The following is a 25723-nucleotide window of genomic DNA, read 5'->3' as shown; positions in this document are numbered from 1 at the left end:
CGGCACCTTTTCGCCCGGCTCGCGCCCGGCCCGGAAGATGCCAGTCCGGTATTCGGGTCGAGCCTCAGAAGCTGTAATTGAGCGTCGCCCAGAGCGTGCGCCCTTGCTGCGGCCACGCCACGTTGCGTTTCACGACCACGGAATCGTGGACTGCAGTCCACTCGGCGAAACCGAATGTGCAGTCCAGTTCGTTATTGAAGGGGCCGCCGCCAGGGCATGTCATCTTGTCGTAAGACAGACGGCGCGCCGCCCCCGGACCGCCGACGGTCTGTTTCGGCCCCTTGTCGAACACGTCGTCCGCGCCCAGCGAGAGTTTCCAGCCCTTGGCTACGCGGTAGTGGGCACCCAGGTTGAAGGTGGTCAGCGGGTTTTCCCAGACGGTCACGTCCATGTAATTGCGCCCGATGTAGGTGCCCTCGATGAAGGTGGTCAGGTCGCCGCCGAGGAAGTGCAGATTCAGCCGCGCATTGGCGACCAGCAGGGGCGTGTTGAGCGTGCGCACCTTCTGGCCCGGCCAGCGCCTTTCCGGCGTATTGCCGCCGAAGTAGTAATAACTGTCGTTGCCGACGTATTTGCCTTCCTGGCGGGTGACGGCCAGTTGCAGGTCGGCGCGCCGGCCCCAGGCCAGCTTGCCTTCCAGTTCCAGCCCCCTGGTGCGGGTGTTGCCGGAGTTGATGTACTTGGCGGCGATCGGCACGCTGTACAGCGTGATCGCGTCCTTGGCGTCGCGCTGGAACCAGGTCAGCCGGAAGCCGCCGCGCCAGTCCTCGCCGAACCGGCCGTTCCAGCCGAAGCCGAGGTCGCCGTTGCGCCCGGTTTCCGGCACGAGCTGGATGGCGCGGCCGGTCGAATCGACATTGGGCACCGTGCCCAGGCCGTTGCCGTAGATTTCATAGAAGTTGGGATAGCGGATGTAGCTGCCGTAGTTGCCGAAAGCCTGCCAGCCGGAAGCAAAGTCTTTCTTGACGCTGAGGCTGCCGGTGCGATGCCAGTCGTATTTGCCGCCTGGTCCGGCGAGCGGCGACCAGCGGCTGCCGATGACCGGGCCGGCAAGCTTCTCGACGCGGAAGATCGGCGTGACCTGCAGGTCGCCGAGGGCGGCGATGGTCATGGTGTCCTGGATTTGCAGGCTGGTCCTGATGCGCTTGAACTCCTCGATGAAGTCCGATTTGCCGTTGTTTCCGCTCATGTCGGAATCGAGCACTTCCCAGTAGCGCTCGGCGTACACCTCGAAACGGTGGGCCAGCGGCCCGCTGTCGAAGCGCCAGGCCGCATCGCCGGCGATGCCCTTGCGCGTGGTCCGGTACTCGGTCCAGTCACGCCCCATCCAGCCGGTGGCGGGCGGCGCGATGTCGAGGTTGCGGTACTGTTGATCCTTGTCCAGCCACGACAGGTTGAGGCCGAGATCGAGCTGGCCGAAGCTGTCGCGCCAGCCGGCCAGCACTTCCTGCTGCTCGATTCGCTGGCGCTTGCGGTGGTTGGACTCAGGAAACCAGGGCAAGTCTTGCACGTGGCCCCTTATGCCGGACAGTGGAGCATTGATGCCTGCAGGCAGATAGCGTTCCATCTCGGTGCGGGCGTACTTGAGCAGGAAATTCCGGCTCTCCCACTTGAGCAGCACGTTTTCCTTGTCCGAACCGTTGTTCATGCGCGTGCGCCGGGGGGGAACATTCCAGCCCTGGATGACTGCCGCATCGACACTTGGCGAGGCGGTCCCGTAGGGCGTGCCGTCCTTCCACACCAGATTGCGCAGGCGGTCGACGGTGTAGTCGGTGTATTTGAAATCCCCGGTGCTGCGGTCCTTGTCCAGCCCCACCAGCAGGTGGCCGCCCAGCACCGGCACGTTCAGGCTGGCGCCGTACTGCTCGCCGCCGAAGGAACGCCGCCCGCCGGAGATGCTGCCGCTGAAGCTCGTGGGTTTCCTGGTGACGATGTTGATCGCCCCGCCGATCGGCGCGCCGGAGAAGCGCGCCGGCGTGGTGCCGCGGTAGACCTCGATGCGTTCGACGTTGGCGATGGGCAGCGTGGACAGGTCGGCGGCGGTTTCGCTGGCGGTATTGAGCGGCACGCCGTCGATGTAGATGTTGACCTGGCTGGGCGCCGCGCCGCGGATGCTGGCGGTGGTGTAGTGGGCACTGCCGCCCAGACGGCGCACGTAGACGCCGGGAATCTGGTCGAGCAGGTCGGGAATGGTCTTGTGCTCGCCCTTCACGTCGTCCGGGTAGGCGACGGAGACGATGCCGGGCGAGAGCACCTCGCGCAATGCGATGCGGCCTTCTTCGCCGCTGCCGGTAACGACGGTTTCCGGCAGGACGCTTTCCTGTTCCTCCCCCCACGCGTTCTGTGCCAGTGCGGACGCGCTCAACCACAGCAGCGCCATGGCGACGGGCAGTGTTTTCTTGTTCATGCATGACCCCAAGCCGGCGCCGAATGGCGAGGCCGGGGCGTGCCGTCACGAACGGTCGGAGCGGGTGAAAAGCGGACGCCGGCGCCTGTCACACGAACCGATGCGGCCCCAGCCGCTTCGTTCGTCGCCCAGACGGACCAGGTCCGCGCCCCGGCCAATCCCTGGGCCCGGGCAAGAGCGACAGACGCCGGCAGGTCTCCTGGCTCGCGGGTCATGGCGCCCCTGCACGGCCTTCCCGGAAAGGTCTTTCCAGTGGCTGGCGGCCCGGAGGATTCCGGCCGCGGGGGCAGGGCGCTCGCCGCTTACAGTTGCAGGGACAGCCTCGGTTTTGGGCGCTTTCCGGAAGATCGCACCCGTACCGCGTTCCCTTTTAAGCCCCTTGCGGGGCACCGGCGCAGTCTGCCGGCATGCACCGTAACGGTGCATGCCGGCGCCTTAATTATGCATTACGCCGTCCGGTTTGGATGTGATGATTTTCCGCCGCCGATGCCGGCTCCGGCCGTACAGCCGGAAACCAACACGCTACGCCCGCGACGACAGGCTGCCCGCGGCCGGAGGTGGCCCGGACGCCATTTCACTGCATGCGGGCCGCCCGCCTGCGATACCGGTGCCAGGCCCACAGGTAGAGCGCCAGGTTGAGCACCACCACGAACAGCCCCAGGCCGATCTGGATTTCGCGGGTCAGGCCGGCCGGGTAGATCAGCGGCAGCAGGTAGTGCTCGATGAAACCACCGTCGATGCCGGCCTGCCCGGCCAGCCGGCGGTAGCGGTCTTCCAGCGGGGTGAGCGGGCAGATGAAGCCGCCCAGCTCCACCACCGCGCCCCAGGCCGCGGCCGGCAGATGCGCCCAGGCGGCGCGCGGCCAGCGCAGCGCCAGCAGACCGCCGCACACCACGAAGACGATGAAGGCCAGGTGCAGCATCAGCAGCAGGTCGGCGATCAGGCGCGCTTGCATCCCGGATACCGTGGCTTGCGGCTAGCCGAGGACGCGGAAACTCAGCGTGGGAACGGTGAAATCGTCCGGCGGCGCACCCAGGGCGAGTTCGCCCTCGCCGTGCAGGATGATGCCGTCGCGGCGCAGCAGCAGGGCCTGCGCGGAACCGGCCGGGCGCACCCAGGTGCCGTTGCTGCTGAAATCGGTGAGCATGCACTGCCCGCCCGACCATTCGATGCGCGCATGGCGGCGCGACACGCGCGGATCGTTGATGACGAAGCCGGCTTCCTCGCCCCGGCCGATCACCAGCGGTTCCTCGGCGGCGCCGAGCACGCGCTGTTCGTCGAGCCAGCTCAGTTCCAGGCGACATTGCTCGCGCGGCGCATCGGCATCGCCGTCCCCCAGCCCCACCGGGAAGATCAGCGTGGTTTCGGCGGTGCGCCCCCAATCCACGCGCCACACCTTCACCGCCTCGCTCTTGCCCTTGATGGAAATGCGGTCCAGGCTGTGACAGCCGGCGCGCTGCTCGTCGCGCAGACGCTGATGCACCGCGCCGCTCAGCAGGATCTCGTTGGCCTGGGCCAGATCGGAAAGACGGGAGGCGACGTTGACCGCGTCGCCGTAGCAATCGCCGTCGTGTTCGACGATGGCGCCGCAGTCGATGCCCACCTTGACCGCCAGCGGCACCGGCAGGGGGCCCCGGTCCGCCAGATTGCGCAACACGCCGGGCAGGCCGACGCACACATCGATGGCCACCTCGACATCGTCGAACATCACCATCACGCCGTCGCCGAGGTACTTCACCACCCGCCCGCCCGCCTGGGCGAGATGACCGCCGACGCACTGGATGGCGCGCGTGATCAGCTGGGTGGCCATGACGTTGCCGACCGACTCGAACAGCCCGGTGCTGCCGGTCAGATCGGCGAACACCACGGTTCTCAGGGACTGGAGCATCGCACCCCTCCCCTGTCCGCGCAACACCCCGAACACCATGCCCTCGGCATGCCGAGGAGGCATGCCGGGCGGTGCGGGAAGGGGGTGGCGGGGCGAATCATCGTCTCTCTCTGGTCGGTACCGTCAGCCTTGGCGCCTTGCGCGCACGCGGGGAGCGCTGGCTGGCAATCCTATCATCGGCGGGTAAACGCGTCACGGTAGCAAAAACAATCCACCGTATGGTCGTTCACCATGCCAACGGCCTGCATGAAGGCCTGGCAGATGGTCGGGCCGACGAACTTGAAACCACGCTTGAGCAGGGCGCGGCTCATCGCCTCGGACTGCGGCGTGCGCGCCGCCACTTCGGCCAGCGTGCGCGGCGCATTGATCTGTGGCTGGCCGCCCACGAAGGACCACAGCCAGGCCACCGGATCGATGCCTTCCGCGCGCAACGTCAGCCAGGCACGCGCGTTGAGCACCGCCGCCGCCACCTTGGCGCGGTTGCGCACGATGCCCGGATCGGTCAGCAGTGCGGCACGGCGCGCTTCATCATAGCGCGCGATGCGCTCGGGATCGAAGCCGTCGAACAGTTCCCGGTAGCGTTCGCGTTTGCGCAGCACGGTGATCCACGACAGGCCGGCCTGGGCGCCTTCGAGCAGCAGGAATTCGAACAGCCGGCGCTCGTCATGCACCGGCACACCCCATTCGTGATCGTGATAGGCCTGATACAGCGGGTCGTCGCTCACCCACGCACAACGCACGATCTCCATGCGGAACTCTCCCATTCGGCGCCCGAAGGCGCAGTGCGCCCGGATCGGCAGACCACTCCCGCGCGGCCCGGATGCCTCAACGGCGCACGAAGGTACGCCGCCGGCGCCAGGCTCAGGCCGGCACCTTGTCCTTGGGGCGTGGGGGCTTCTTGCGGAACTTGCGCACCGGCTTGCGCGCGCCGCCGGCTTCGCCACCCGGTACGCCCTGCACGGCCGGCTGGCCGCCAGGAAGGGCGGATTGCGCATGCGCGGGCTTGCCGCCGCCCTGCTTGCGCCGGCCGCCACCGCCATTGTTGTTGCCGCCGTGGTTGGCGGAACCGGGCAGACGATCCGGCCCGCCGGCGCGGTTGCCCGGCGCGAACATGATTTCCAGCTCGTTCAACTCGTCCCACTCGGCATCGGTGCGCTGGCTGTCCGGAATCGCCTGCAGGGCCTGCATGCGTGCGCGGGGGGAAACAGGTTTCGGTGCGTTCATGGCGCCATTATCCCATTGTTCGCGCCGGGGTGAGCGATGGCGACCGCAGCCGTTCGCCTCCCGGGTAAACATCGACAGGCGCAAAGTATAGAGGAAGCCGCCCACCGGCGCCCGCGCGGCGCCCACGGAAGGTGCCGGACACGCCGGCTTGTGGCAGAGTATCGCCCTTCCCCGTGCCGCCTCCTGCCCAAGATGAGACCCGCCCGCGCCCTGATCGACCTCGACGCCCTGCGCCACAACTACCTGCTCGCCCGCGAGCGCCATGGCGGACGGGCGCTGGCGGTGGTCAAGGCCAACGCCTACGGGCACGGCGCGGTGCGCTGCGCGCTGGAACTGGCGGACGTCGCCGACGGCTACGCGGTGGCCTGCCTGGAAGAAGCGCTGGAACTGCGCGCCGCCGGGATCCGTCTGCCGATCCTGTTGCTCGAAGGGGTTTTCGAGGCCGCCGAACTGGCCGACGTGGAGCGCGAAAACCTGTGGATGGTGGTGCACCATGCCGAACAGGCACGCATGATCGAGCAGGCCTCGCCGGCCCGGCCCTACACCGTGTGGCTCAAGGTGAACAGCGGGATGAACCGCGCCGGCTTCCGCCCGGAAGAGGTCGTGGCCGCCTGGAACCGCCTGCAAGGGACCGGCAAGGTCGGCGAAATCGCGCTGATGACCCACTTTGCCCGCGCCGACGAGCCGGACGTACCCGGCACCGCCGAACAGATCGCCACCTTCGACATGGCCACGGCCACCCTGCCCGGTCCGCGCAGCGTGGCCAACTCGGCCGGCGTGCTGCACTGGCGCGCGGCGCGGCGCGACTGGGCACGCCCCGGCATCCTGCTCTACGGCGCCGATCCGCTGCCGGGCGAACCGGGCGGACTGCGCCCGGTGATGACCCTGGAAAGCCGCATCATGGCGGTGCGCGAAATCGCGCCTGGCGCGCCGCTGGGTTATGGCGCGCGCTTCCAGGCGGAACGGCCGACGCGCGTCGGCCTGGTGGCCATGGGCTACGCCGACGGCTACCCGCGCACCGCGCCGGACGGCACGCCGGTGAGCGTGGACGGCCGGCCGACACGGCTGATCGGCCGCGTGTCGATGGACATGCTGACGGTGGATCTGACCGACCTGCCGGCAGCCGGCATCGGCAGCCGGGTGGAACTGTGGGGCCGCGAGGTGGGCATCAACCGCGTGGCTGCAAGCGCCGGCACGATTTCCTACGAACTGCTGTGCAACGTCAAGCGCGTGCGCCTGGAGTACCTCGGCGGGCGGTGATTCCGGCCAGCAGCCGACGGGGCGCGGTGCGGCGACGACCAATCCGCTGAACGCCCCGTCGCCGGCCTGTCTTACTCGCGCACGGTGTCGATGAGCAGTTCGACGCCGGCGGCATCCGCCGCCACGCCGCTGCGCTGGCCTTCCAGATCGCCCGGACGGGCGCCGACGTCGCCGGACTTGGACACCCGTGCCACCACGTGCAGCTGCGCCGGAATCGGCGCATCGCCGGTCATCAGCGGTGCACCGGCGAAATCGAACTCCCGCGGCAGTTCGCCGGCGGTGAAGCGCAGGGCGGCCAGCGGCATGCCGCCGCCGGCAGGACGCACGAAGACGAACACCACGTCTTCCGGCGCCACCCGCTCGCGCAGCCCTTCGGCCAACGCCAGACGGCCGCGCAATGCCAGCCCGCCGGCAGACGCCGCCGGCGGCGCCGCGACGGCGGATTCGCTCAGCGCCGGCAGGCCGCCACGGGCGCGCGCCTCGTTGATGCTGGCGCGGATGGTCGCCGCGGTTTCGCTGTCCTCGGCGGGCACCTGCGCCAGCACGCGCTCCCAGTGTGCCGAAGCCTTGGCATAGTCGCCGTGCTGATAGGCGGCGGTACCGACCAGCGCGTTGGCCTTCAGGTGGTCGGGATCGAGTTCCAGCGCGCGCGCCAGCAGCATTTCCGGTTCGCCGGTCACGTCGCCCTCGCGCGTGGCGGCCAGCACGTCCGCCCAGTCGGCGAACACCGAAGGATCCTGCGGGCGCATTTCCGCCAGGCGGGCATAGACGCCCAGCGCCTTGGGGAAATCCTGCAGCACGAGGTAGGAACGCGCCAGCATGGTCCAGCCTTCGACATTGTCCGGCTCGTTTTCCAGGCGCGCGGCCAGACCGCCGACCATCTGTTCGATCTCGGCGGCGGTGAAACCCGCCTCGCCGGCCCGCTTGGCGGGGTCCAGCGCGTCCGGCTCGCCCACCGCCAGATACACCACGCCGGCCAGCAGCGGCACCGCCAGCAGCAGCCCGAGACCCCAGGCACGCGCGGGGCCGCCGTGCGCCTCGCCTTCGCCGCCCTGGCCCTCGTCCAGCGCGCGGCGTTCGAGCTCCTCGCGGTTGCGCGCGTAGGCCGCGTCATCCAGCCGCCCGGCGGCACGCTCGGCATCCAGTTCGGCAAGCTGCTCGCGCAGCACCGCCAGCGCGGTCTCGGTCTGGCGCTGGCGTTCCTCGCCGGCGGTGACCTGCCGGCGGGTGCTGAACAGCGGGAAAAGCACCCACAGCAGGGCGCCGGCCAACATCAGGCCGGCCAACAGGGCAAACGGGATCACTTGCGGGACTCCTCGGGGGGCGGATCACCGGCCAGCAGTGCGCGGGCACGGGCGCGCTCGGCATCGTCGAGCGGCGCGGGGGTTTCCTGGGCGCGGCGGCGCAGGCGCAGCGCAAGCCCGCTCACGCCGAGCACCAGCAGCAGGCCGGGGCCGAACCAGAGCAGCGCGGTGGAAACGCGGAACGGCGGGGTGAACACGACGAAATCGCCGAAACGCGCAACCAGGAAATCCACCACCTCGCGCTCGCTCTTGCCGGCGGCCAGTTGCTCGCGCACCTGATTGCGCATGTCCACCGCCAGCGGCGCGCGCGACTCGGCCACCGATTCGTTCTGGCAGACCAGGCAGCGCAGTTTGTGCGACAGCGCGAGCACGCGCGCTTCCAGCTCCGGATCGTCGGCCACCAGCGAGGCCTGGCCGGCGGCCTGCGCACCGCCGCCCAGCAGCAGGGCGCCGGCGAGCGTGGCGCAGCGCGCCCAGCGCGACAGGGAAAGATCAACCCACACGGGACAACTCCTCGATCCGTGGTTTCAGTTCGCGCTCGTAGATCTCGCGCGTGAGCGGGCCGATGTGCTTGTAGCGGATCACCCCTTCGCGGTCGATCAGGAAGGTTTCCGGCGCGCCATACACCCCGTATTCGAAGCCCACCTTGCCATCCGCGTCCACGCCGATGTGCTGGTAGGGGTCGCCCTTGCTGTTCAGGAACTGGATCGCGTCGGCGCGCTCGTCCTTGTAGTTCAGGCCGATCAGCGGCACCGGGGCGGAACGCGCCAGTTCCATCAGGTACGGGTGCTCCTGATGGCAGCCCACGCACCACGACGCCCATACGTTGAGCAGCCAGACCTGGCCGCGCAGGTCGTCGGTGCCGAACTGGCTGTCCGGCTGATGCAGCTGCGCGAGGCGGAAGGCGGGCGCGGGCTTGTCGATCAGCGCCGACGGCACTTCGCGCGGGTTGAGCCGCAGGCCGTAGGCGAGAAAGCCGACCAGCAGCAGGAAGAGGAACAGCGGAACCAGGAATTTCGCTTTCATTTCATGTGGCTCAAGCGGTCTGCACGACGGCCGGCGAGGAGGCCCGGCGTTCTGCCAGCCGGCGGTAGCGGCGGTCGGCGGCGGCGAGGATGCCGCCCAGGCCCATCAGCGTGCAGCCCAGCCAGATCCAGCTGATGAAGGGGCGGTAGTACAGGCTGACGATCCAGCTGCCGTCCTCGAGCTGGTCGCCCAGCGAGACATACACGTCGCGGAACAGGCCCAGGTCGATGGACGCCTCGGTCATCGGCATCTGCTGCGCCAGATAGACGCGCTTTTCCGGCGTCAGCGTGGCGATGCGGCGCCCCTCCCGGGTCACGTCCAGGGTGGCGCGCGCGGCGGCGTAGTTGGCCCCCGGCGCATCCACCACGCCACGGAAGGTGAAGGTGTAGCCTGCCAGTTCAGCGGTCTGGCCCTCGCGCATCTTCACGTCGAGTTCGGCATCCAGGCTGCCCACCATGGTCACGCCAATGATGAACAGGCCGACCCCCAGGTGGGCCAGCCACATCCCCCACCACGCCGCCGGAATGCCGCGCAGACGGGCCATGGCGGCCGCGCCGGCGCGCTCGGCGACGCGCGCGTAGAGCAGTTGCACGCTGCCGATCAGCACCCAGGCGGCCAGCACCAGGCCGAGCATGGTGCGCCAGGTCGGATGGCCGATCACCACCGCCAGCCCCACGCCCAGCACCACGCTGGCCAGCGCGCCGGGCGCCAGGCGGCGCGCGATGCGCGCGCCGTCGTCGTCCTTCCAGCGCACGAACGGGCCGATCACCATCAGCACCACCACCGGCACCATCAGCGGCACGAACACCGCTTCGAAGTACGGCGGGCCGACGGAAATCTTGCCCAGGTTCAGCGCATCCATGAACAGCGGATACATGGTGCCCAGCAGCACCGCGGCGGTGACCACCGGCAGCAGCACGTTGTTGCCCAGCAGCGAGGATTCGCGCGACACCATGCCGAAGCTGCCGCCGCCGGTCAGGCGCGGCGCGCGCCAGGCGAACAGCGACAGCGAGATGCCGATCACCAGCACCAGCAGGGCCAGGATGAACAGGCCGCGCGCCGGATCGGTGGCGAAGGCGTGCACCGAGGTGATCACCCCGGAGCGCACCAGGAAGGTGCCCAGCAGCGACAGCGAGAACGCGCTGATGGCCAGCAACACCGTCCAGTTGCGGAACGCGCCGCGCTTCTCGGTGACCGCCAGCGAGTGGATCAGCGCGGTACCCACCAGCCAGGGCATGAAGGAAGCGTTTTCCACCGGGTCCCAGAACCACCAGCCGCCCCAGCCCAGTTCATAGTAGGCCCAGCCGGAACCCACCGCGATGCCGGCGGTGAGGAACACCCAGGCCACCGTGGTCCACGGCCGCGACCAGCGCGCCCAGGCGGCGTCCAGCCGGCCGCTGAGCAAGGCGGCGATGGCGAAGGCGAAGGCCACCGAGAACCCCACGTAGCCCATGTAGAGCAGCGGCGGGTGGATGATCATGCCCGGGTCCTGCAGCAGCGGATTCAGGTCGCGGCCCTGCTCGGCGCCCGGCAGCAGGCGCAGGAAGGGGTTGGAGGTGAACAGGGTGAAGGACACGAAGCCCGCGCTGATCGCCCCCAGCACGCCCAGCACGCGGGCCATGAAGGCCTCCGGCAGGTTGCGGCTGAAGATGGTCACCGCCACCGTCCACAGCGACAGCGAGGTGGCCCACAGCAGCAGCGAGCCCTCGTGGTTGCCCCACACGCCGGTGATCTTGTAGATCAGCGGGGTGTCGGTGTGCGAGTTGACCGCGGCCAGGCGCACCGAGAAGTCGCTGGTGATGAAGGCCCAGGTCAGACAGGCGTAGGCGAACAGCAGGAAGAACAACTGCGCCTGCGCCGCCGGGCGGCCCACCGCCATCAGCGCGTAGCGGTTGCGCCAGGCGCCCACCAGGGGCACCACGGCCTGCACACAGGCCAGGATCAGCGCCAGGACCAGCGCGAAATGTCCGAGTTCGGCGATCATTGCTGCACCGTCATGCCGGCTTTGTGGGCCTGGTCGATGGCGTACTGGGCCTCGACCGGCATGTAGTTCTCGTCGTGCTTGGCGAGCACCTCGGTGGCGGTGAAGCGGCCATCCGCACCCAGCGTGCCCTGCACCACCGCACCCTTGCCCTCCTGGAAGAGGTCGGGCAGCGTGCCCCGGTAGCTCACCGGGATGATGCGCGCGGTATCGGTGATGGCGAAGCTCACCGTCAGCCCGTCGGCCTCGCGGCGGATCGAGCCTTCCTCGACCATGCCGCCGATGCGGAACGCGCGTCCGGCGGGGGCCTTGCCTTCGTACACTTCGCTGGGGGTGTGGAAGAACACCAGATTCTGCTGGAAGGCGGACAGCACCAGGGCCACCGCCGCGCCCAGCAGGACGATTCCGCCGGCCACCAGGGCGAGGCGCTTGTTACGGGCTTTCATTCGACCGACTCCACGCGGGCACCCTGCCCGCCAACATCCTTGCCAACCGCCCGCCGCCAGCGCAGCAGGCGGGTCACGGTGTCCTTCCGACGGCGGATCACCAGCACGAGTTCCGCCACGATCAGCGCCAGCGTGAGGCCGTAGCAGGCCCACACGTAGACGCCCGCGCCGCCCATCTGCCAGAACGCGCTCCACGATTCCCACTGCATCAGCGCGCCCTCCCTTCGGCTTCCAGCACCTCGCCCACCCACTCGGTGTGGCGCTCGCGCTCCAGAATCAGCGCACGCACCCGCCACAGCGCCACGGCGATGGAATACATCCACGCGGCGATGGACATCAGCAGCATGCCGGCGAGCATGGTGGAGGCCATCGACGGCGCCTTGGTCAGGCTCACCGAAGCGCCCTGGTGCAGGGTGTTCCACCACTGCACGGAGAAGTAGATGATCGGCACGTTGACCGCCCCCACCAGCGCGATGATCGCGCCTGCGCGGTCGGCGCGGCGCGGGTCCTCGATGGCGCGGGTGAGCGCGATGAAGCCGAAGTAGAGGAAGAGCAGCAGCAGTTGCGAGGTCAGGCGCGCGTCCCACACCCAGTAGGTGCCCCAGGTGGGCTTGCCCCACAGGGCGCCGGTCCATAGCGCGACGAAACAGAACATCGCCCCGGTGGGTGCCAGCGCCTGACTCATGATGAACGACAGGCGGGTGTTCATCACCAGCCCGACGGCGGCCCAGAAGGCCATCACCAGGTAGATGAACATCGACATCCAGGCCGCCGGCACGTGGATGAAGATCACCCGGTATACCTCGCCCTGCTGGAAGTCGGTGGGTGCCACGAAGAAGCCGATGTACAGGCCCACCACGGTCAGCACGGCCGCCGTACAGGCGAACCACGGGGCCAGGCGGCCGGCGAGCGGATAGAACTGCTGGGGGGCGGCGAAACGCAACCAGCTTGTGGGACTGCGCCCCGGGGGGTTGTCAGGATTCGTCATGCGCTCGTTCGTCATTCCATCGCGATTCTCAAGGCCGCGGCGCAGGCCCACGGTGCCAGCGCCAGAGCGCCGGCCAGTCCGCCACCCAGCAACAGGAGGTGGGCCGTGGCGCCGGTACCGCCCAGCCAGGCCTCCACCGCGCCCGCGCCGAAGATCAGCACCGGCACGTAGAGCGGCAGGATCAGCAGGGCCAGCAACATACCGCCGCCACGCACCCCGAGGGTCAGCGCCGCGCCCACTGCGCCGAGCAGGGCGAGGATGGGCGTGCCGAGCGCCAGACTAAAGGTGAGTACCGGTAAAGCGCCTTGCTCCACGTCAAACAACAGTGCGAGACCCGGCGCGGCGACCACCAGCGGCAGGCCGGTGGTCAGCCAGTAGGCCACGACCTTGCCGGCCACCCACGACACCGCCGGCTCGCTAGACAGAAGAAGCTGCTCCAGAGTTCCGTCGGCGTGATCCTGGGCGAACAGCCGGTGCAGCGAGAGCAGGCTGGCAAGCAGCGCGGCCACCCACAGCACGCCGGGGGCGATGGCGCGCAGCTGGTTGGTTTCCGCGCCCACGCCGAAAGGGAACAGGCACACCACGATGACGAAGAAGGCCAGCGTGACCAGCAGGTCGGCACGCCCGCGCCAGGACAGCAGCAGATCGCGGCGCAGCACGGCGAGAAAGACGGTCAGCATGCGCGCCCCCCCAGGTCGAGCACACGCGGCGCGCGGGCGAATGGCGCTTCCTGGTGGGTGGTGAGCATCACCGCGCCGCCGGCCTCGCAATGCGCCGACAGGGTGGCGGCCAGATCGGCCACCGCGTTCACGTCGAGCGCGGTGAACGGTTCGTCGAGAATCCACAACGGACGCGCCGCGGACAGGAACAGGCGCGCCAGCCCGACGCGGCGGCGCTGCCCCTGGGACAGCACGCGCGCCGGCAGGTCGAGCTGCGCGGCCAGGCCGATGCGTTCCAGCGCCCGCACACAGGCGGTCTCCTCGGCCTCGTCGCCGGCCGCCGCGCAGGCGAAACGCAGGTTCTCCAGCGGCGTCAGCAGGTCGTTGAGCGCGGCGGCGTGGCCGAGATAGAGCAGACCACGGTGGAAATCCTCGCGCGCGCGCGCCAGCGGGGTGCCGTGCCAGCGCACTTCGCCGGCTTCCGGCTGGGTCAGCCCGGCGAGCAGACGCAGCAGGCTGGTCTTGCCGACTCCGTTGGGGCCGGCCACGCGCAACAATTCACCGGGTTCGAGGGAAAACGAGAGGCCACGGAACAACAGGCGGTCGCCTTTCAGGCAGGCGAGTTCTGAGACGGCGAGCATGGGGGTGGATTCAATCACAACCCGAAGGGTTTTGCACGGCGAATCCACGTGTCCGCGGTGCGCCGCCCGGCCACGCGCACGCGCCCCGAGAACGCGCCCGCCGCGCAGCACGAGCTGCGGCACGGCGGGCGGCTGCGGGCAGTTCAGCGGATGGCCGGCGGATGGAACACGTCGGGCGCGACCGACGGGCGCTCCAGACCGATTTCCTGCTCGACCGGCGGCAGCGAGTGGGCAATGCCCTTGTGGCAGTCGATGCAGGTCTGCCCCTGGGCCAGCCCGGACTGGTGGGCCTGGTTGGAGCGCCGGCCCTGCACCGAGTAGTCGAAGTACTCGAAGCTGTGGCAGTTGCGGCATTCCTTCGAGTCGTTCTTCTTCATCCGCCGCCATTCGTTCTGCGCCAGGCGCAAACGCTCGGCCTGGAACTTCTCCGGCGTATTGATGGTGCCCATGATCTTGCCGTATACCTCGCGCGAGGCCTGGATCTTGCGGATCATCTTCGGCACCCACTCCTTGGGCACGTGGCAGTCCGAGCAGATCGCGCGCACGCCGGTACGGTTCTGGTAGTGGATGGTGTTGCGGTATTCCTGATAGACGTTGACCTCCATCTCATGGCAGGAAATGCAGAACTTCTCGGTATTGGTCCATTCCATGACGGTGTTGAAACCGCCCCAGAACACGATGCCCGCCGCAAAGGCGACCACGATGGTGCCGAGCCCCAGTGCCCGCAGACGCTGCCACAGGCTTTTCTTCTTCTCCTCAGTCATGGCATTCCCCGTGTCGTTGGCTCAGCGCAGGCCGGCGGCCGGGCGGAAGGTGTTTTCCACCAGCGGCCGGGCGTCGGTCTGCGGCACATGGCATTGCAGGCAGAAATAGCGGCGCGGCGAGACGTTGGACAGTTCGCCGCCGTCACGATCCTTGAAGTGGGTCAGGCTGACCTTGGTGGCGCCGGCCTCCTGATAGCGCGACCAGGCATGGCAGTCCATGCATTTGTTGAAGTTCAGCGAGACTTCGTAGCCGTCCACCTTGTGCGGCACCAGCGGCGGCTGCTGCACGTAGTCGCGCGGAATCGGCGGGCTGTCCGGCAGTTGGCGGAAGTTGCCCGGCGCAAGCTCGGGGGCGGAGACGTCGGCGCCGCGCACGCTCGACACGGTCTGGGCCAGCGGGACGGTGGCGGCGCCCAGGCCGACGGCGGCCACCAGGGCCATCACGAGATTACGGGTCTTACGGTTCATGACTCGCTCCTGTCAAATCGGGTCGTAATACGAAACACGTCCTTGCTGCACACGTCGACGCAACGGCCGCAGGTGGTGCAGTTCCGGTCGAGGATGAGGGGATGGTCCTGCCCGGCGGCCTTGAGCGCCGGACGGATGACCTGGGGTTCTGGGCACACCGCGAAGCAGTCCATGCAGTCGTCGCAACGCGCCCGTCCGCCGGCGGACACACGCGCCAGCGCGGTACGGCCGAGCAGGCCGTAGGCCGCGCCCATCGGGCAGACGTGGCCGCACCAGCCGCGCGGGGCGATCAGCAGGTCGTAGAGGAAGATGCCGAGCACGACGCCCCACGACAGGCCGAAGCCGAAGATCAGCCCGCGGTGGAACATCGACACGGGATTCACCCACTCCCACGCCAGGCTGCCGGTGAGCGCCGCGGCCACCAGCACGAAGGCCAGCAGCCAGTGGCGCGTGTGCGCGTGGGGCACCTTTCCGCCCTTCAGGCCGAGGCGGCGGCGCAGCCAGGCGGCAGCGTCGGTGACCATGTTCACCGGGCACACCCAGGAGCAGAACACCCGCCCGCCGACCAGCAGGTAGAAGGCCAGCACGATGCCGCCGCCGAGCAGCGCCTCGCGGTACGGCGGATGGCCGGCGGCCAGCGACTGGGCAAGCAGGAACGGGTCGGTGAGCGGCAGCACGTCCAGGGTCAGGCTGGAGGACAGGTTGCCCTGCACGATCCACAACCCGAACCACGGCCCGGCGAGGAACAGCGCGAGGATGCCGAGCTGCGACAGACGGCGCGCGAGCAGCCACTTGTGCGCGCGCAGCCAGCCTTTTTCCTCCACCGCCTCGGCACCGGGACGGGCGGCGGCGCGCCGGGCGGCGCGGGCGGAGGGCGACATGTTGGCCTGGGCGCTCATTCGACTACCCTCCTGTCGCTACGCGACGCAGGGCCGGCTTTGCACAGCCAGCCCGCTGCGCAGGCGCGCAGCAGTGCTGCGCGAAACCCCTGCTCCGCCCTCCCCAGGGGAGGATGAGCGCCCCCTTCGGGCGGCCGGGCGGGGGCGCTCATGGCTTCCACCCCGAATCGAGGCCACCGGGCGCGTAGGGCGCGGTTTCCGCGCCCTGCGGGGCGGCATCCGGACGCAGGCGGGTATCGCCGTAGGCTTGGCCTTCCATGCCGCGCACCGGCAGTTCCACCTGCTCGCCGATCAGCGAGCGGCCATGCGCCTCGCGTTCCACCCAGCCCTTGCGGTAGTGCTCGGCGGTGGAGCCCTTGGCAAGCTGGATGGGCAGCACCTTGATGGCCGCCTCGCCCGGCAGCACACAGGCCTGCTCGCACTTGCCGCAGCCCGTGCAGTGGTCCGAATGCACCGTGGGCAGGAACATGGCGTGCCGGTCGGAACGCGGATTGTGGCTCATCTCCAGGGTGATCGCCTTGTCGATCACCGGGCACACGCGGTAGCACACGTCGCAACGCAGGCCGAGGAAGTTGAGGCAGGTTTCCTGGTCGATGAGCACGGCCAGGCCCATGCGCGCCTGTTCGATGTCGGTCAGCGCGCGGTCCAGCGCGCCGGTGGGACAGGCGGGCACGCAGGGGATGTCCTCGCACATCTCGCAGGGCACCGAGCGCGCGTTGAAGTAGGGCGTGCCGGTGGCGATGCCGTCGCCCAGTTCGGCGAGCTTGAGCGTGCCGTACGGGCAGTCGCGCACGCACAGTCCGCAGCGCACGCAGGCAGCGAGGAAGTCGGCTTCCGGCAGCGCACCCGGCGGACGCAGCGCGCTGGCCGGCAGCGCCGAGGCCTGGCGGGCATACAGCCCCACGCCCAGGGCGAGCAGCCCCGCGCCGCCGGCCACCCCGGCCGCTTCGCGAAGGAAGCGGCGGCGGGCGGGCCGGGGGGCGTTGCGGTCATCGGCGGGCGTGGTGTTTTCCATGATCGTCGGGCCCGGCGGGCGGCCTCACGGCCGCCGCGCGCGGGCGTCTCTGGTTGCGGGTCAGGCCTTCAGCACCTTCACCGCGCACTTCTTGAAGTCGGTTTCCTTCGACAGCGGGCAGGTGGCGTCGAGCACGAGCTTGTTCACCAGCCGGCCTTCGTCGAAGAAGGGCACGAAGATCAGCCCCTTGGGCGGCTTGTTGCGCCCGCGCGTTTCCAGCTTGGCGACGATCTCGCCGCGCCGCGAGGCCACCTTCACCGCCATGCCGCGCTGCAGGCCGCGCTTGGTGGCGTCGTCCGGGTGCATGAAGACCTGCGCCTCGGGCACCGAACGGTGCAGTTCCGGCACGCGGCGGGTCATCGAGCCGGTGTGCCAGTGTTCCAGCACGCGGCCGGTGCACAACCACAGGTCGTACTCCTTGTCCGGCATTTCCGGGGGGTCCTGGTAGGGCAGCGCGAAGATCACCGCCTTGCCGTCCTTGTGGCCGTAGAACTTCACGCCCTCGCCGGCCTTCACGTACGGGTCGTAGCCCTCGCGGAAGCGCCACAGGGTTTCCTTGCCTTCCACCACCGGCCAGCGCAGGCCGCGCGCCTTGTGATAGACGTCGAAGTCCGCCAGGTCGTGGGCGTGGCCGCGGCCGAATTCGGCGTACTCCTCGAACAGGCCCTTGTGCAGGTAGAAACCGAGCTCCTTGGACTCATCGTTCATATAGCCCTTCCAGGCATGCCCGTTGGCCTTTTCCAGCTCGGCCAGCGGGAACTTGTCCACCTGGCCGTTCTTGTAGAGCACGTCGAACAGGGTCTTGCCCTTGAGCTCCGGCGCCTTGGCGAGCAGCTCGGCCGGCCACACCTCTTCCACCTTGAAGCGCTTGGAGAATTCGACGTACTGCCACAGGTCGCTCTTGGCCTCGCCCGGCGGGCTGACCTGCTGGCGCCAGAACTGCGTGCGCCGCTCGGCGTTGCCGAAGGCGCCTTCCTTCTCCATCCACATCGCAGAGGGCAGGATCAGGTCGGCCGACAGCGCGGAGACCGTCGGATACACGTCGGAGACCACCACGAAGGCATCCGGATTGCGCCAGCCCGGGTAGATTTCCTCGTTGATGTTGGGCCCGGCCTGCATGTTGTTGGTGGTCGTGGTCCAGTAGCACTTGAGCTTGCCGTCCTTCAACGCGCGGCTCTGCGCCACGGCGTGCAGGCCCACCCAGTCGGGGATGGTGCCGTCCGGCAGTTTCCAGATCTTTTCGCTGATGGCGCGGTGCATGGGGTTGGTGACCACCATGTCCGCCGGCAGACGGTGGGCGAAGGTGCCCACCTCGCGCGCGGTGCCGCAGGCCGAGGGCTGGCCGGTGAGCGAGAACGGGCTGTTGCCCGGCTCGCTGATCTTGCCCACCAGCAGGTGGACGTTGTAGATCATGTTGTTCACCCAGGTGCCACGGGTGTGCTGGTTGAAGCCCATGGTCCAGAAGGAGGTGACCTTCTTGTTCGGGTCGGCGTACAGCTCGGCCATGCGCTTCAGACGATCCGCCGGCACGCCGGAGAGCTTGGCGACCTTCTCCAGGGTGTATTCGGAGACGAACTTGGCGAATTCCTCGAAGCTGATGTCCTTGGCCGCGCCGGGATTGCCCTTGGGCTTGCCGTCGGCGCCGGGGTAGCCGTTGTTGGTGGCATTGGCTTCCAGCGCGTGGTTGGGACGCAGGCCGAAGCCGATGTCGGTCTCGCCCAGCTTGAAGTTGACGTTCTTGGCGACGAAGTCCTTGTGGACCTTGCCGGTGCTGATGATGTGGTGGCAGATGTAGTTGAGGATCGCCAGGTCCGTGTTGGGCACGAAAATCATCGGGTTGTCGGCCAGCTCATACGAGCGGTGCTCGAAGGTCGACAGCACGTGCACCTCGCAGCCGTCGTGGGTCAGGCGGCGGTCGGTGATGCGGCTCCACAGGATGGGGTGCATCTCCGCCATGTTGCTGCCCCACAGCACGAAGGCGTCGGCATTCTCGATGTCGTCGTAACAGCCCATCGGCTCGTCGATGCCGAAGGTGCGCATGAAGCCCACCACGGCCGAGGCCATGCAGTGGCGCGCGTTGGGGTCGATGTTGTTGCTGCGGAAGCCGGCCTTGTACAGCTTGGCGGCGGCGTAGCCTTCCCAGATGGTCCACTGGCCGGAGCCGAACATGCCGATGGCGCGCGGGCCTTCGGCCTTCAGCGCAGCCTTCCACTTCTCTTCCATGACGTCGAAGGCCTGCTTCCAGCTCACCGGGGTGAACTCGCCGTTCTTGTCGTACTTGCCGTTCTTCATGCGCAGCAGCGGCTGGGTAAGCCGGTCGTTGCCGTACATGATCTTGGACAGGAAATAGCCCTTGATGCAGTTCAGTCCGCGGTTGACCGGTGAATCCGGGTCGCCCTGGGTGGCCACCACGCGGCCGTTCTGCACGCCCACCAGCACCGCGCAGCCCACGCCACAGAAGCGGCACACGCCCTTGTCCCAGCGCACCCGGGTGTTCGGGGCGCCGTTGGCCTGCTGTGCCTGGGCCACCACCGGAATCCCGCCGATGCCCGCCGTTGCCGCCGCGGCCGCAACCGCGTTGGACTTGATGAATGCGCGTCGATCCATGTTCGTCATGCCTCCTGTAATTCAAGACCTTCGTCGGTGTACTCGTAGGCGAGCGTCACGCTGAGGACGTGCTCGGCCGTGCTCACCGCCAGAATCGAATCCGACGTCGCGTAGCCTTCGCCGTCCTCCACGGTGACCACCATGTGGCCGCCGCGCTCGCAGCGCGCGTGCACCTCGACGCCGGGAATGTCCCGGTACTGCGTTTCCAGCCGCGCGAAGTTCTCGGGCTTGGCGCGGACCACCAGACTTGCGATGTTCATCCCATCTTCTCCATGGTCAGGGCGTGCGCCGGACAGGGCGCCACGCAGGCGCCGCAGCCGGTGCACGACACGGCATCCAGTTCGGGCAGGGCCACCCCGCCGATTCGCGGACGGAAACGGATCGCCGAACGCTCGCAGATCTCTCCGCACACCCGGCACTCCACTCCATGCATGGCCAGGCAGGCGCCACCGACCGTGGCAAGCAGCGCCCACGGCGCCGCGTCTTCCTGGCGAAACAGCGCGCCGCTCTTGCACTGCGTGACACAGTCGCCGCAGAACACGCACTCGCCGCGCTCGAAATCCACTTTCGGAAAACCGCCGTCGCCACGCGTCAGGATCGAACCCGGACAGGCGTCCAGGCAGGCATCGCAACGCATGCAGCGCGCCAGGAACGCCACCTCGTCCAGCGCCCAGGGCGGGCGCTGCGCGGGCTCCACCCGGTTCGGGCGGCCGCGCAGGAAACCTCGGCGGGTCAGGGATACGGCGTCCAAGATTGGCTCTCCGTCTTGCTTACGGAGGCCATTTCAATCCCTACCAGCGATAAGGTCATTGACAGCTGTCAAGCTGAGAATTGCTCTCAACTCTTCGGAGAAGGCTCCGACCCTACGCTTCCCATGGACCCCATGAGAAGATCTTGGACAGGCTCCAGGCTCAATTGCCGCGCATGTGCTCCACCGCCCACACCGCGGCCTCGACCCGCGAGCGCAGGCTGAGCTTGCGCAGGATGTGCTTCACATGGACTTTCACCGTGCCCTCGGCGATGTCCAGTTCGCGGCCGATCAGCTTGTTCGACAGGCCGCCGGCGATGCGCTCCAGGATGCGCAGTTCCTGCTCGGTCAGGCCGGCCTCGCCGACGGTCTCCGGACGGCGCTCGGAACGCAGCGCGGCGGCCAGCAGGTGGGTGAGCTTGTCGGTGACCATCACCCGCCCGGCCGCCACGTTGCGCAGCGACTCGAGCATTTCCTCGGGCTCCATGTCCTTCAGCAGGTAACCATCGGCGCCGCCGCGCAGCGCGGCGACCAGATCCTCGCCGTGGTCGGAGACGGTGATCAGCACCACCCGGGTATCGAGCTGGGCCTCGCGCACGCCGCGCAGCACGTCGATGCCGGTGAGATCCTTCATGTTCAGATCGAGCAGCAGCAGGTCGGGACGCAGTTCGCAGGCCAGCACCAGCCCCTCGGTGCCGCTGGCCGCCTCGCCGACCAGGGTGAATTCCGGAATGGTCTGCAGCAGCTGGGCGAGACCCTTGCGGAACAGGGGGTGGTCATCGACGATGACGACGCGTTGGGTGATCACATTCATGCGGTACTCGTGCTTTCTCCGGAATCGGCCTGCATGGACGCCAGCGGATCGCTCGCACCCGCCGGAAAACGCAGCGACACGCGGGTGCCGCCGCCTTCGCGCGGGCCGATGTGGATCTCACCGTGCAGGCCGCGCGCGCGTTCGCGCATGATGGTCAGCCCGTGATGATGGCGGCCGTCGGCAAGCCTGTCGCCCACGCCGATGCCATCATCCTCGATATCCACTTCCAGCTCGCGCCCTTCCACGCAGACGATGCGCACGCTGGCACGGCCGGCCTCGGCGTGGCGCAGCATGTTCGACAGGGCTTCGCGCACGATGTGCAGGACGTGGATCTCCTGGTTCGGGGTGAGATGGCAACCGTACAGGCGCGCATCCAGGCCGATCGGCACATCGCCGCGCTCGGCGTATTCTTGCACGGTGCGGCGCAGCTGGGTCATGAAGTCGCCTTCCATCTTCAGGCGGAACGAGGTGAGCAGTTCGCGCAGCTGGCGGTAGGCAGAATTGATGCCCTCACGCAGATCGGCCAGGATGATTCCGGCCCGCACGGCACGCGCCGGGTCGGCGAGTTCGCGCTGCAGCAGGCTGACCTGGATCTTCATGTACGACAGCGACTGGGCGAGCGAGTCGTGCAGTTCGCGCGCGATGATCGAGCGCTCTTCCTGCAGCGCCAGCAGGCGCTCCTGCTCGGTGCGCCGGGCCATGCCAAGCGCCATGCCGATATGGCGCGAGAGCGCTTCGAGCAGATTGCGCTGCCAGTCCTCCAGCCGCCGGCCGGCCGGCAGCGCCAGGCGCAGCATGCCGTACTGACGCTCGGCGTCGCGCAGCGGCACCATCAGCAGATCGAAGTTCCCCTCGCTCTGATAGGTCCACGGCGCCGCCGTGCCCCGGCACATGCCGCAGCCACCGCCCTCGCCGCCCCCCTGGCGTTCCGGACAGGGCCCCATGCTGCTGGCCAGCACCACCGCCGGGCCGTCGTGCTTGGGCTGCAGGCAGGCGAAACTGCCGTCCAGTTCGAGCAATTGCTCGATGTCCTGCAGCGTGGCGTCATAGGTCTCTGGCGCGGCCGGCGCGTGGTAGAGCCGCGAGATGGCGTGGTAGAGCAGTTCCAGCGAACGGTTGGTGCGCTGCAGTTCGGCGGTCTTCTCCTGCACGCGGCGTTCGAGGTCGCGGTACAGCTTGGAGAGTTCGTCGGCCATCTGGTTGAAGGCCGCCCCGGCGCGCCCCAGTTCATTGCGCCCGGTATGCCCCACGCGCGCGCTGAAGTCCCCGCGGGCAAAGCGGCTGGCAGTGGCCAGCAGATCGGCGAGCGGGCGATGCAGCGCGCGGTGCAGCATGAACAGCGCCGCGCCGCCGACCAGCATGGTGAGCGCGATGGCGGCCGCGAGGATGTGGCGCAACTGGCGGATGCTGGCCTCGGTGTCGTGCTCCAGCACCGCCACCAGGGTATTGAGCTGGTCGACGAAGGCATCCACCTCCACCAGCATGCGCTCGTGATAATCGGCCGAGCGCGCCGCCGGACCGCCATCGAAGGCTTCGGTGAACACCGGTTTCAGACGCAGCCGCCAGCTCGCCTCCACGCCCCGGTAGGTGGCGGCGAACACGCCTTCGGGCACGCGCTGCATCACCCGCATCAGCGCCGGATGCGCCAGATTGCCTTCGAAATGGGCGATCGCCGCGGCCACGCGCGGACGCGCCTCCTCGCCGCGCAACGCGTCGGCGACCACCAGGCTGGCGATGCGGTGGGTCAGCCGGCGCAGGCTGCCGGCCACGTTGATCGCGCTGCCACTGCCCTGCACCGTTTCGGCCACCATCACCGAGGCACTCATGCCGGCCACGCCGATCAGCGTGAGCGCCAGCATCGCCAGGCCCACCAGCAGCAGGATGGAGCGCTTGGCGAGCGCATCGCGCACTGCGTACATCATCGTTCTCCGTATTGACCCCGCCGCGGACGGAAACATGGGGGTATCCCCAAGCATCCACAAGGCAATCCCCGGCAACCGGGGCGGGCATGGGCTTCCATGATAATCAATGTGTTAGCCATTCCGTGCGATACCTCCTTGGAGGTATCCCGAGAAAAACACTCGGGCTTTGGGGTGCTATGGCGCGTCACGCGCGATGTCTAGACTCGGTTCTGCATCGGCCAGCCAAGGCCGTGGAGGAAAGCGGATCATGAGCACGGAGCCCTGTACATCCCTCGTCGAAACCCTTGCCCGGTTGTCGCCGTTCGATGCGCTGCCGCGCACCGAACTGGAACGCCTGGCGGCCGGCGCGCGCGTGCTCAGGGTACGCCGCCAGGAGATTCTCAGCCATTTCGGCGGCCAGCCGGACGGCCTGTATCTGGTACTGGACGGCGAAGTGAAGCGTTTCCTGCTGTCTGCCGGCGGCATCGAGAAGGTCATCCAGCTGGTCGGCGCCGGCGAAACCTTCGGTGAAGAAGCCGCATTGCTCGGCCGCGCCCAGCCGGCCACCTGCCAGGCCACGCGTGACAGCACCGTGGTGCTCATCGGCCTGGCGCCGCTGCGCGCCGCGATGGCCTCCTGCGCCCAGTTCGACGCGGCCCTGCTGGCCACCTTGTCAGCGCGCATGTACGCCCTGCTGGAGAATCTGCAGGTCTGCATGCAACGCACCAGCACCCAGCGCGTGGCGCACTATCTGGCACAACTCGCGCCGCACGAGGCGGAACGCTGCGACATCCATCTGGATACCGACAAGCAGACCATTGCCGCGCAACTCAATCTGACGCCGGAAACCCTGTCGCGCGCCCTGAGCCGGCTGACCCGCGACGGCGTGATCCGCCCACGCGGCCGGCGCGGCCTCACCCTCACCGACGTGGGCATGCTGCGCGCCTGCGCGGCCAACTGAACCGAACCGCCTGACGCACCCCAGAGGCGGCTAGCGCGCCGCCACCGGCACCACCGCCGCGGCGCGCACCGGATCGGCCAGCCAGCGTTGCAGGATGCGCTGCAGATCGGCGTCGAAGGACGGCGCGGGCGGGCTTTCCAACAGGCTTTCCAGTTGCTCCGACGTCTGCGCGCTGCCCAGCAGACACCAGCGGTCGATCAGATGGCTGGCCGCGCGCCCGGACTCCTCGCAATGCTCGCGGACCACCACCGCGCCCGGCCACGGCCAGACGCGCGGCTTGAGCACCTCCAGCGCGCGTGCCAGCCGTTCATCGTGCGCCTCGGGTGTCTCCCGCCCGGTGCATACCCCGGCGCAGCGTCCGACGTGCACCGCCTGGCATGCCCCGCCGCCGCTTTCCAGGCCAAGCCGGCGCAGGCACAGCCCATACAGCTGGGCGAACTCGCGCAGCAGGCGGTCGGCCTCGCGGCGCTGGCGGAACACCCCGTACAAATCTTCCCAGGTGGTCGGGTCCGTGCCCGCCAGACGCACGCGCTGCACCACCGGCGGCCGCTTCCGCCCGGCCAGCAGGCGTAGCGCGAAGGCCTCCCCGCCTTCGGACTGGCGGTTGTGCAAGGGGCGCAGACGGCCGATGAGTTCGTGTTCGAGCAGGGTCGCGCTGAGTTCTCCGGCGGTCTCGCGCCATTCGATACGGCGTGCATCGCGGGCCAGCGCAGCATCCTTGCCGCCACGCTCGGCGCCGCCCAGATGGTCCATGACCCGCGCGCGCAGCGAGGCCGCGCGGCCGACGTAGAGCAGGCGATCCTCCTCGCCGTACAGCAGGTACACCCCCGGCGAGGTGGGCATGCCCTCCAGCGCGCCGTCGGGCAGGCCGGACGGCCGCGGCGGCGCCTTCATCGCCTTGGCAGCGGCCTTGCCCAGGGTTTCGGCGGGGAAGGCATCGACCACCAGGCCAATGAAGCGCCACAAGGCCTCACTGTCGCCCAGCGCGCGGTGGCGGGCGTCGCATTGCAGGCCGTGGCGGACGATCAGCGCGTCCAGGCCGTGGCGGTGGTGTTCCGGGTAGAGCGCGCGCGACAGCTTCACGGTACACAGCACCGGTGCCTCGAAGGACTGCCCGAGGCGGGCGAATTCATTGCGCAGGAAGCCATAGTCGAAACGCGCGTTGTGGGCGACGAACACGCAGCCATCGAGCAGCGTGCGCACCTGGTCGGCCAGTTCGGCGAAGGACGGCGCATCGGCCACCATGTCGTCGGTGATGCCGATCAGATCCTGGATCATGCGCGGGATGTGCATGCCCGGATTGACCAGGGCAGCCCAGCGCGCCACCACTTCGCCGCGCTCGACGCGCAGGATGGCGATCTCGGTGACGCGGTCGCGCGCCGGATTGGCGCCGGTGGTCTCGACGTCGAGGATGGCGAGGCGCTCGGGCAGCGACATGCGGGCTCTCACGGGCGCCCGCGAGGGGCGGATGAAACACGGCGCGCCGGGACGCGCCGCCGGGCAATCAATGGTTGGCGTCGTAGTAGTAGGGCTTGACCGGCACACGGGCCTCGGCCTTGCGCGCGCTTTCCTCCAGGTCCTGCGGCTTGTCCCACCACAGGGCGCGGCCCTTCTTCTGCTCTTCCAGTTCCTGGGGGTTGCGCGCGAGCCATTCGCGCATGAACTTGGTGTGCTCGGATTCGTACATCGCCATGCGATTCTCCCTGGGTGTGGATGCGCTGC

The 25723-nt window shown here is 68.7% G+C and carries 27 protein-coding genes and 1 riboswitch; of the genes, 2 read left to right on the top strand and 25 right to left on the bottom strand.

The annotated features are described in order from the left end of the window. Nucleotides 1-64 precede the first annotated feature (64 nt). From E6C76_RS21290 to E6C76_RS21270, 5 genes are all read right to left on the bottom strand, one after another. Entirely contained in the window at nt 65-2407 is a 2343-nt protein-coding gene (locus E6C76_RS21290; protein WP_136350279.1) for a TonB-dependent receptor, read from the bottom strand. A gap of 172 nt (nt 2408-2579) precedes the next feature. After that, nucleotides 2580-2815: riboswitch (cobalamin riboswitch) on the bottom strand. A 166-nt stretch (nt 2816-2981) separates the two neighbouring features. Continuing rightward, nucleotides 2982-3362, bottom strand: a complete 381-nt coding sequence (locus tag E6C76_RS21285) for a DUF2784 domain-containing protein (RefSeq protein ID WP_136350278.1) — start codon at nt 3360-3362, stop codon at nt 2982-2984. Between the two features lie 21 nt (nt 3363-3383). Continuing rightward, nucleotides 3384-4295: an adenylate/guanylate cyclase domain-containing protein gene (locus tag E6C76_RS21280; RefSeq protein ID WP_136350277.1), complete on the bottom strand. Its 912-nt coding sequence runs from the start codon at nt 4293-4295 to the stop codon at nt 3384-3386. 173 nt (nt 4296-4468) lie between these two features. Next, on the bottom strand, nt 4469-5044 hold the full coding sequence (locus tag E6C76_RS21275; protein ID WP_136350276.1) for a DNA-3-methyladenine glycosylase I: 576 nt from the start codon (nt 5042-5044) through the stop codon (nt 4469-4471). Between the two features lie 112 nt (nt 5045-5156). Beyond that, nucleotides 5157-5519, bottom strand: coding sequence for a hypothetical protein (locus E6C76_RS21270; protein WP_136350275.1), 363 nt, complete (start codon nt 5517-5519; stop codon nt 5157-5159). Between the two features lie 192 nt (nt 5520-5711). Here E6C76_RS21270 and alr point away from each other — a divergent pair, with 192 nt between their 5' ends. Beyond that, nucleotides 5712-6779 carry an alanine racemase gene (gene alr / locus E6C76_RS21265; RefSeq protein WP_136350274.1) on the top strand — a complete coding sequence of 356 codons (1068 nt, stop codon included), beginning with the start codon at nt 5712-5714 and terminating at the stop codon, nt 6777-6779. A gap of 71 nt (nt 6780-6850) precedes the next feature. On the opposite strand, the gene ccmI is transcribed toward alr, so the two are convergent. The 18 genes from ccmI to E6C76_RS21175 all read right to left on the bottom strand — a co-directional run bounded on the left by ccmI (nt 6851) and on the right by E6C76_RS21175 (nt 23058). Then, nucleotides 6851-8083 carry a c-type cytochrome biogenesis protein CcmI gene (gene ccmI / locus E6C76_RS21260; RefSeq protein WP_136350273.1) on the bottom strand — a complete coding sequence of 411 codons (1233 nt, stop codon included), beginning with the start codon at nt 8081-8083 and terminating at the stop codon, nt 6851-6853. Continuing rightward, nucleotides 8080-8586 carry a cytochrome c-type biogenesis protein gene (locus E6C76_RS21255; RefSeq protein ID WP_136350272.1) on the bottom strand — a complete coding sequence of 169 codons (507 nt, stop codon included), beginning with the start codon at nt 8584-8586 and terminating at the stop codon, nt 8080-8082. Before E6C76_RS21255 ends, ccmI begins: the two co-directional genes overlap by 4 nt. Further along, complete coding sequence (locus E6C76_RS21250) at nt 8576-9109, bottom strand: DsbE family thiol:disulfide interchange protein (RefSeq protein ID WP_136350271.1); 534 nt, start codon at nt 9107-9109, stop codon at nt 8576-8578. Before E6C76_RS21250 ends, E6C76_RS21255 begins: the two co-directional genes overlap by 11 nt. Before the next feature lie 10 nt (nt 9110-9119). Then, a complete protein-coding gene (locus E6C76_RS21245; RefSeq protein ID WP_136350270.1) occupies nt 9120-11093 on the bottom strand; it encodes a heme lyase CcmF/NrfE family subunit in 1974 nt (657 codons plus the stop codon). Continuing rightward, nucleotides 11090-11536 (bottom strand): cytochrome c maturation protein CcmE, encoded by a 447-nt coding sequence (gene ccmE / locus E6C76_RS21240; RefSeq protein WP_136350269.1) that lies wholly within the window; start codon nt 11534-11536, stop codon nt 11090-11092. The genes E6C76_RS21245 and ccmE overlap by 4 nt, the downstream gene beginning before the upstream one ends. After that, the gene (gene ccmD, locus E6C76_RS21235) at nt 11533-11745 is read right to left on the bottom strand and encodes a heme exporter protein CcmD (protein WP_168734405.1); all 213 of its coding nucleotides are present in this window, start codon (nt 11743-11745) and stop codon (nt 11533-11535) included. Before ccmD ends, ccmE begins: the two co-directional genes overlap by 4 nt. After that, nucleotides 11745-12524 carry a heme ABC transporter permease CcmC gene (gene ccmC, locus E6C76_RS21230; RefSeq protein ID WP_136350268.1) on the bottom strand — a complete coding sequence of 260 codons (780 nt, stop codon included), beginning with the start codon at nt 12522-12524 and terminating at the stop codon, nt 11745-11747. Before ccmC ends, ccmD begins: the two co-directional genes overlap by 1 nt. 11 nt (nt 12525-12535) lie before the next feature. Beyond that, on the bottom strand, nt 12536-13204 hold the full coding sequence (ccmB, locus tag E6C76_RS21225) for a heme exporter protein CcmB (protein WP_136350267.1): 669 nt from the start codon (nt 13202-13204) through the stop codon (nt 12536-12538). Next, on the bottom strand, nt 13198-13824 hold the full coding sequence (ccmA, locus tag E6C76_RS21220; RefSeq protein WP_136350266.1) for a cytochrome c biogenesis heme-transporting ATPase CcmA: 627 nt from the start codon (nt 13822-13824) through the stop codon (nt 13198-13200). Before ccmA ends, ccmB begins: the two co-directional genes overlap by 7 nt. A gap of 143 nt (nt 13825-13967) precedes the next feature. Next, nucleotides 13968-14588 carry a NapC/NirT family cytochrome c gene (locus tag E6C76_RS21215; protein ID WP_136350265.1) on the bottom strand — a complete coding sequence of 207 codons (621 nt, stop codon included), beginning with the start codon at nt 14586-14588 and terminating at the stop codon, nt 13968-13970. A 21-nt stretch (nt 14589-14609) separates the two neighbouring features. Then, a complete protein-coding gene (locus tag E6C76_RS21210; RefSeq protein WP_136350264.1) occupies nt 14610-15056 on the bottom strand; it encodes a nitrate reductase cytochrome c-type subunit in 447 nt (148 codons plus the stop codon). Then, the gene (napH, locus tag E6C76_RS21205; protein WP_136350263.1) at nt 15053-15955 is read right to left on the bottom strand and encodes a quinol dehydrogenase ferredoxin subunit NapH; all 903 of its coding nucleotides are present in this window, start codon (nt 15953-15955) and stop codon (nt 15053-15055) included. Before napH ends, E6C76_RS21210 begins: the two co-directional genes overlap by 4 nt. 148 nt (nt 15956-16103) lie before the next feature. Beyond that, the gene (gene napG, locus E6C76_RS21200) at nt 16104-16970 is read right to left on the bottom strand and encodes a ferredoxin-type protein NapG (RefSeq protein ID WP_136350262.1); all 867 of its coding nucleotides are present in this window, start codon (nt 16968-16970) and stop codon (nt 16104-16106) included. A gap of 60 nt (nt 16971-17030) precedes the next feature. Continuing rightward, nucleotides 17031-19577: a nitrate reductase catalytic subunit NapA gene (napA, locus tag E6C76_RS21195; RefSeq protein WP_211090308.1), complete on the bottom strand. Its 2547-nt coding sequence runs from the start codon at nt 19575-19577 to the stop codon at nt 17031-17033. A 5-nt stretch (nt 19578-19582) separates the two neighbouring features. Continuing rightward, entirely contained in the window at nt 19583-19837 is a 255-nt protein-coding gene (locus E6C76_RS21190; RefSeq protein ID WP_136350260.1) for a chaperone NapD, read from the bottom strand. Beyond that, nucleotides 19834-20328 (bottom strand): ferredoxin-type protein NapF, encoded by a 495-nt coding sequence (napF, locus tag E6C76_RS21185; protein WP_136350259.1) that lies wholly within the window; start codon nt 20326-20328, stop codon nt 19834-19836. The genes E6C76_RS21190 and napF overlap by 4 nt, the downstream gene beginning before the upstream one ends. Before the next feature lie 160 nt (nt 20329-20488). Beyond that, entirely contained in the window at nt 20489-21139 is a 651-nt protein-coding gene (narL, locus tag E6C76_RS21180; RefSeq protein WP_136350258.1) for a two-component system response regulator NarL, read from the bottom strand. Then, nucleotides 21136-23058 carry an ATP-binding protein gene (locus E6C76_RS21175; RefSeq protein ID WP_331000042.1) on the bottom strand — a complete coding sequence of 641 codons (1923 nt, stop codon included), beginning with the start codon at nt 23056-23058 and terminating at the stop codon, nt 21136-21138. Before E6C76_RS21175 ends, narL begins: the two co-directional genes overlap by 4 nt. A gap of 250 nt (nt 23059-23308) precedes the next feature. On the opposite strand from E6C76_RS21175, the gene E6C76_RS21170 reads away from it, so the two are divergent. Beyond that, nucleotides 23309-24001, top strand: a complete 693-nt coding sequence (locus E6C76_RS21170; protein ID WP_136350256.1) for a Crp/Fnr family transcriptional regulator — start codon at nt 23309-23311, stop codon at nt 23999-24001. A 30-nt stretch (nt 24002-24031) separates the two neighbouring features. Here the strand turns inward: E6C76_RS21170 and E6C76_RS21165 are convergent, their stop codons facing one another. Both E6C76_RS21165 and E6C76_RS21160 read right to left on the bottom strand, forming a co-directional pair. Further along, nucleotides 24032-25438, bottom strand: a complete 1407-nt coding sequence (locus E6C76_RS21165) for an exonuclease domain-containing protein (RefSeq protein WP_136350255.1) — start codon at nt 25436-25438, stop codon at nt 24032-24034. 67 nt (nt 25439-25505) lie between these two features. Further along, entirely contained in the window at nt 25506-25694 is a 189-nt protein-coding gene (locus tag E6C76_RS21160) for a DUF3460 family protein (protein WP_136350254.1), read from the bottom strand. Nucleotides 25695-25723 lie beyond the last annotated feature (29 nt).

Origin of the sequence: Pseudothauera nasutitermitis (assembly GCF_004801295.1) — a bacterium.
Lineage (GTDB): Bacteria > Pseudomonadota > Gammaproteobacteria > Burkholderiales > Rhodocyclaceae > Pseudothauera > Pseudothauera nasutitermitis.
This window is presented reverse-complemented; position numbering and strand designations above follow the sequence as displayed.

What these genes read in the sequence shown, in the direction of transcription:
- E6C76_RS21290 (WP_136350279.1), bottom strand. Translation starts at nt 2,407, where the DNA reads ATGAACAAGAAAACACTGCCCGTCGCCATGGCGCTGCTGTGGTTGAGC.
- E6C76_RS21285 (WP_136350278.1), bottom strand. Translation starts at nt 3,362, where the DNA reads ATGCAAGCGCGCCTGATCGCCGACCTGCTGCTGATGCTGCACCTGGCC.
- E6C76_RS21280 (WP_136350277.1), bottom strand. Translation starts at nt 4,295, where the DNA reads ATGCTCCAGTCCCTGAGAACCGTGGTGTTCGCCGATCTGACCGGCAGC.
- E6C76_RS21275 (WP_136350276.1), bottom strand. Translation starts at nt 5,044, where the DNA reads ATGGAGATCGTGCGTTGTGCGTGGGTGAGCGACGACCCGCTGTATCAG.
- E6C76_RS21270 (WP_136350275.1), bottom strand. Translation starts at nt 5,519, where the DNA reads ATGAACGCACCGAAACCTGTTTCCCCCCGCGCACGCATGCAGGCCCTG.
- alr (WP_136350274.1), top strand. Translation starts at nt 5,712, where the DNA reads ATGAGACCCGCCCGCGCCCTGATCGACCTCGACGCCCTGCGCCACAAC.
- E6C76_RS21250 (WP_136350271.1), bottom strand. Translation starts at nt 9,109, where the DNA reads ATGAAAGCGAAATTCCTGGTTCCGCTGTTCCTCTTCCTGCTGCTGGTC.
- E6C76_RS21245 (WP_136350270.1), bottom strand. Translation starts at nt 11,093, where the DNA reads ATGATCGCCGAACTCGGACATTTCGCGCTGGTCCTGGCGCTGATCCTG.
- ccmE (WP_136350269.1), bottom strand. Translation starts at nt 11,536, where the DNA reads ATGAAAGCCCGTAACAAGCGCCTCGCCCTGGTGGCCGGCGGAATCGTC.
- ccmD (WP_168734405.1), bottom strand. Translation starts at nt 11,745, where the DNA reads ATGCAGTGGGAATCGTGGAGCGCGTTCTGGCAGATGGGCGGCGCGGGC.
- ccmC (WP_136350268.1), bottom strand. Translation starts at nt 12,524, where the DNA reads ATGACGAATCCTGACAACCCCCCGGGGCGCAGTCCCACAAGCTGGTTG.
- ccmB (WP_136350267.1), bottom strand. Translation starts at nt 13,204, where the DNA reads ATGCTGACCGTCTTTCTCGCCGTGCTGCGCCGCGATCTGCTGCTGTCC.
- ccmA (WP_136350266.1), bottom strand. Translation starts at nt 13,824, where the DNA reads ATGCTCGCCGTCTCAGAACTCGCCTGCCTGAAAGGCGACCGCCTGTTG.
- E6C76_RS21215 (WP_136350265.1), bottom strand. Translation starts at nt 14,588, where the DNA reads ATGACTGAGGAGAAGAAGAAAAGCCTGTGGCAGCGTCTGCGGGCACTG.
- E6C76_RS21210 (WP_136350264.1), bottom strand. Translation starts at nt 15,056, where the DNA reads ATGAACCGTAAGACCCGTAATCTCGTGATGGCCCTGGTGGCCGCCGTC.
- napH (WP_136350263.1), bottom strand. Translation starts at nt 15,955, where the DNA reads ATGAGCGCCCAGGCCAACATGTCGCCCTCCGCCCGCGCCGCCCGGCGC.
- napG (WP_136350262.1), bottom strand. Translation starts at nt 16,970, where the DNA reads ATGGAAAACACCACGCCCGCCGATGACCGCAACGCCCCCCGGCCCGCC.
- napA (WP_211090308.1), bottom strand. Translation starts at nt 19,577, where the DNA reads ATGGATCGACGCGCATTCATCAAGTCCAACGCGGTTGCGGCCGCGGCG.
- E6C76_RS21190 (WP_136350260.1), bottom strand. Translation starts at nt 19,837, where the DNA reads ATGAACATCGCAAGTCTGGTGGTCCGCGCCAAGCCCGAGAACTTCGCG.
- narL (WP_136350258.1), bottom strand. Translation starts at nt 21,139, where the DNA reads ATGAATGTGATCACCCAACGCGTCGTCATCGTCGATGACCACCCCCTG.
- E6C76_RS21175 (WP_331000042.1), bottom strand. Translation starts at nt 23,058, where the DNA reads ATGTACGCAGTGCGCGATGCGCTCGCCAAGCGCTCCATCCTGCTGCTG.
- E6C76_RS21170 (WP_136350256.1), top strand. Translation starts at nt 23,309, where the DNA reads ATGAGCACGGAGCCCTGTACATCCCTCGTCGAAACCCTTGCCCGGTTG.
- E6C76_RS21165 (WP_136350255.1), bottom strand. Translation starts at nt 25,438, where the DNA reads ATGTCGCTGCCCGAGCGCCTCGCCATCCTCGACGTCGAGACCACCGGC.
- E6C76_RS21160 (WP_136350254.1), bottom strand. Translation starts at nt 25,694, where the DNA reads ATGGCGATGTACGAATCCGAGCACACCAAGTTCATGCGCGAATGGCTC.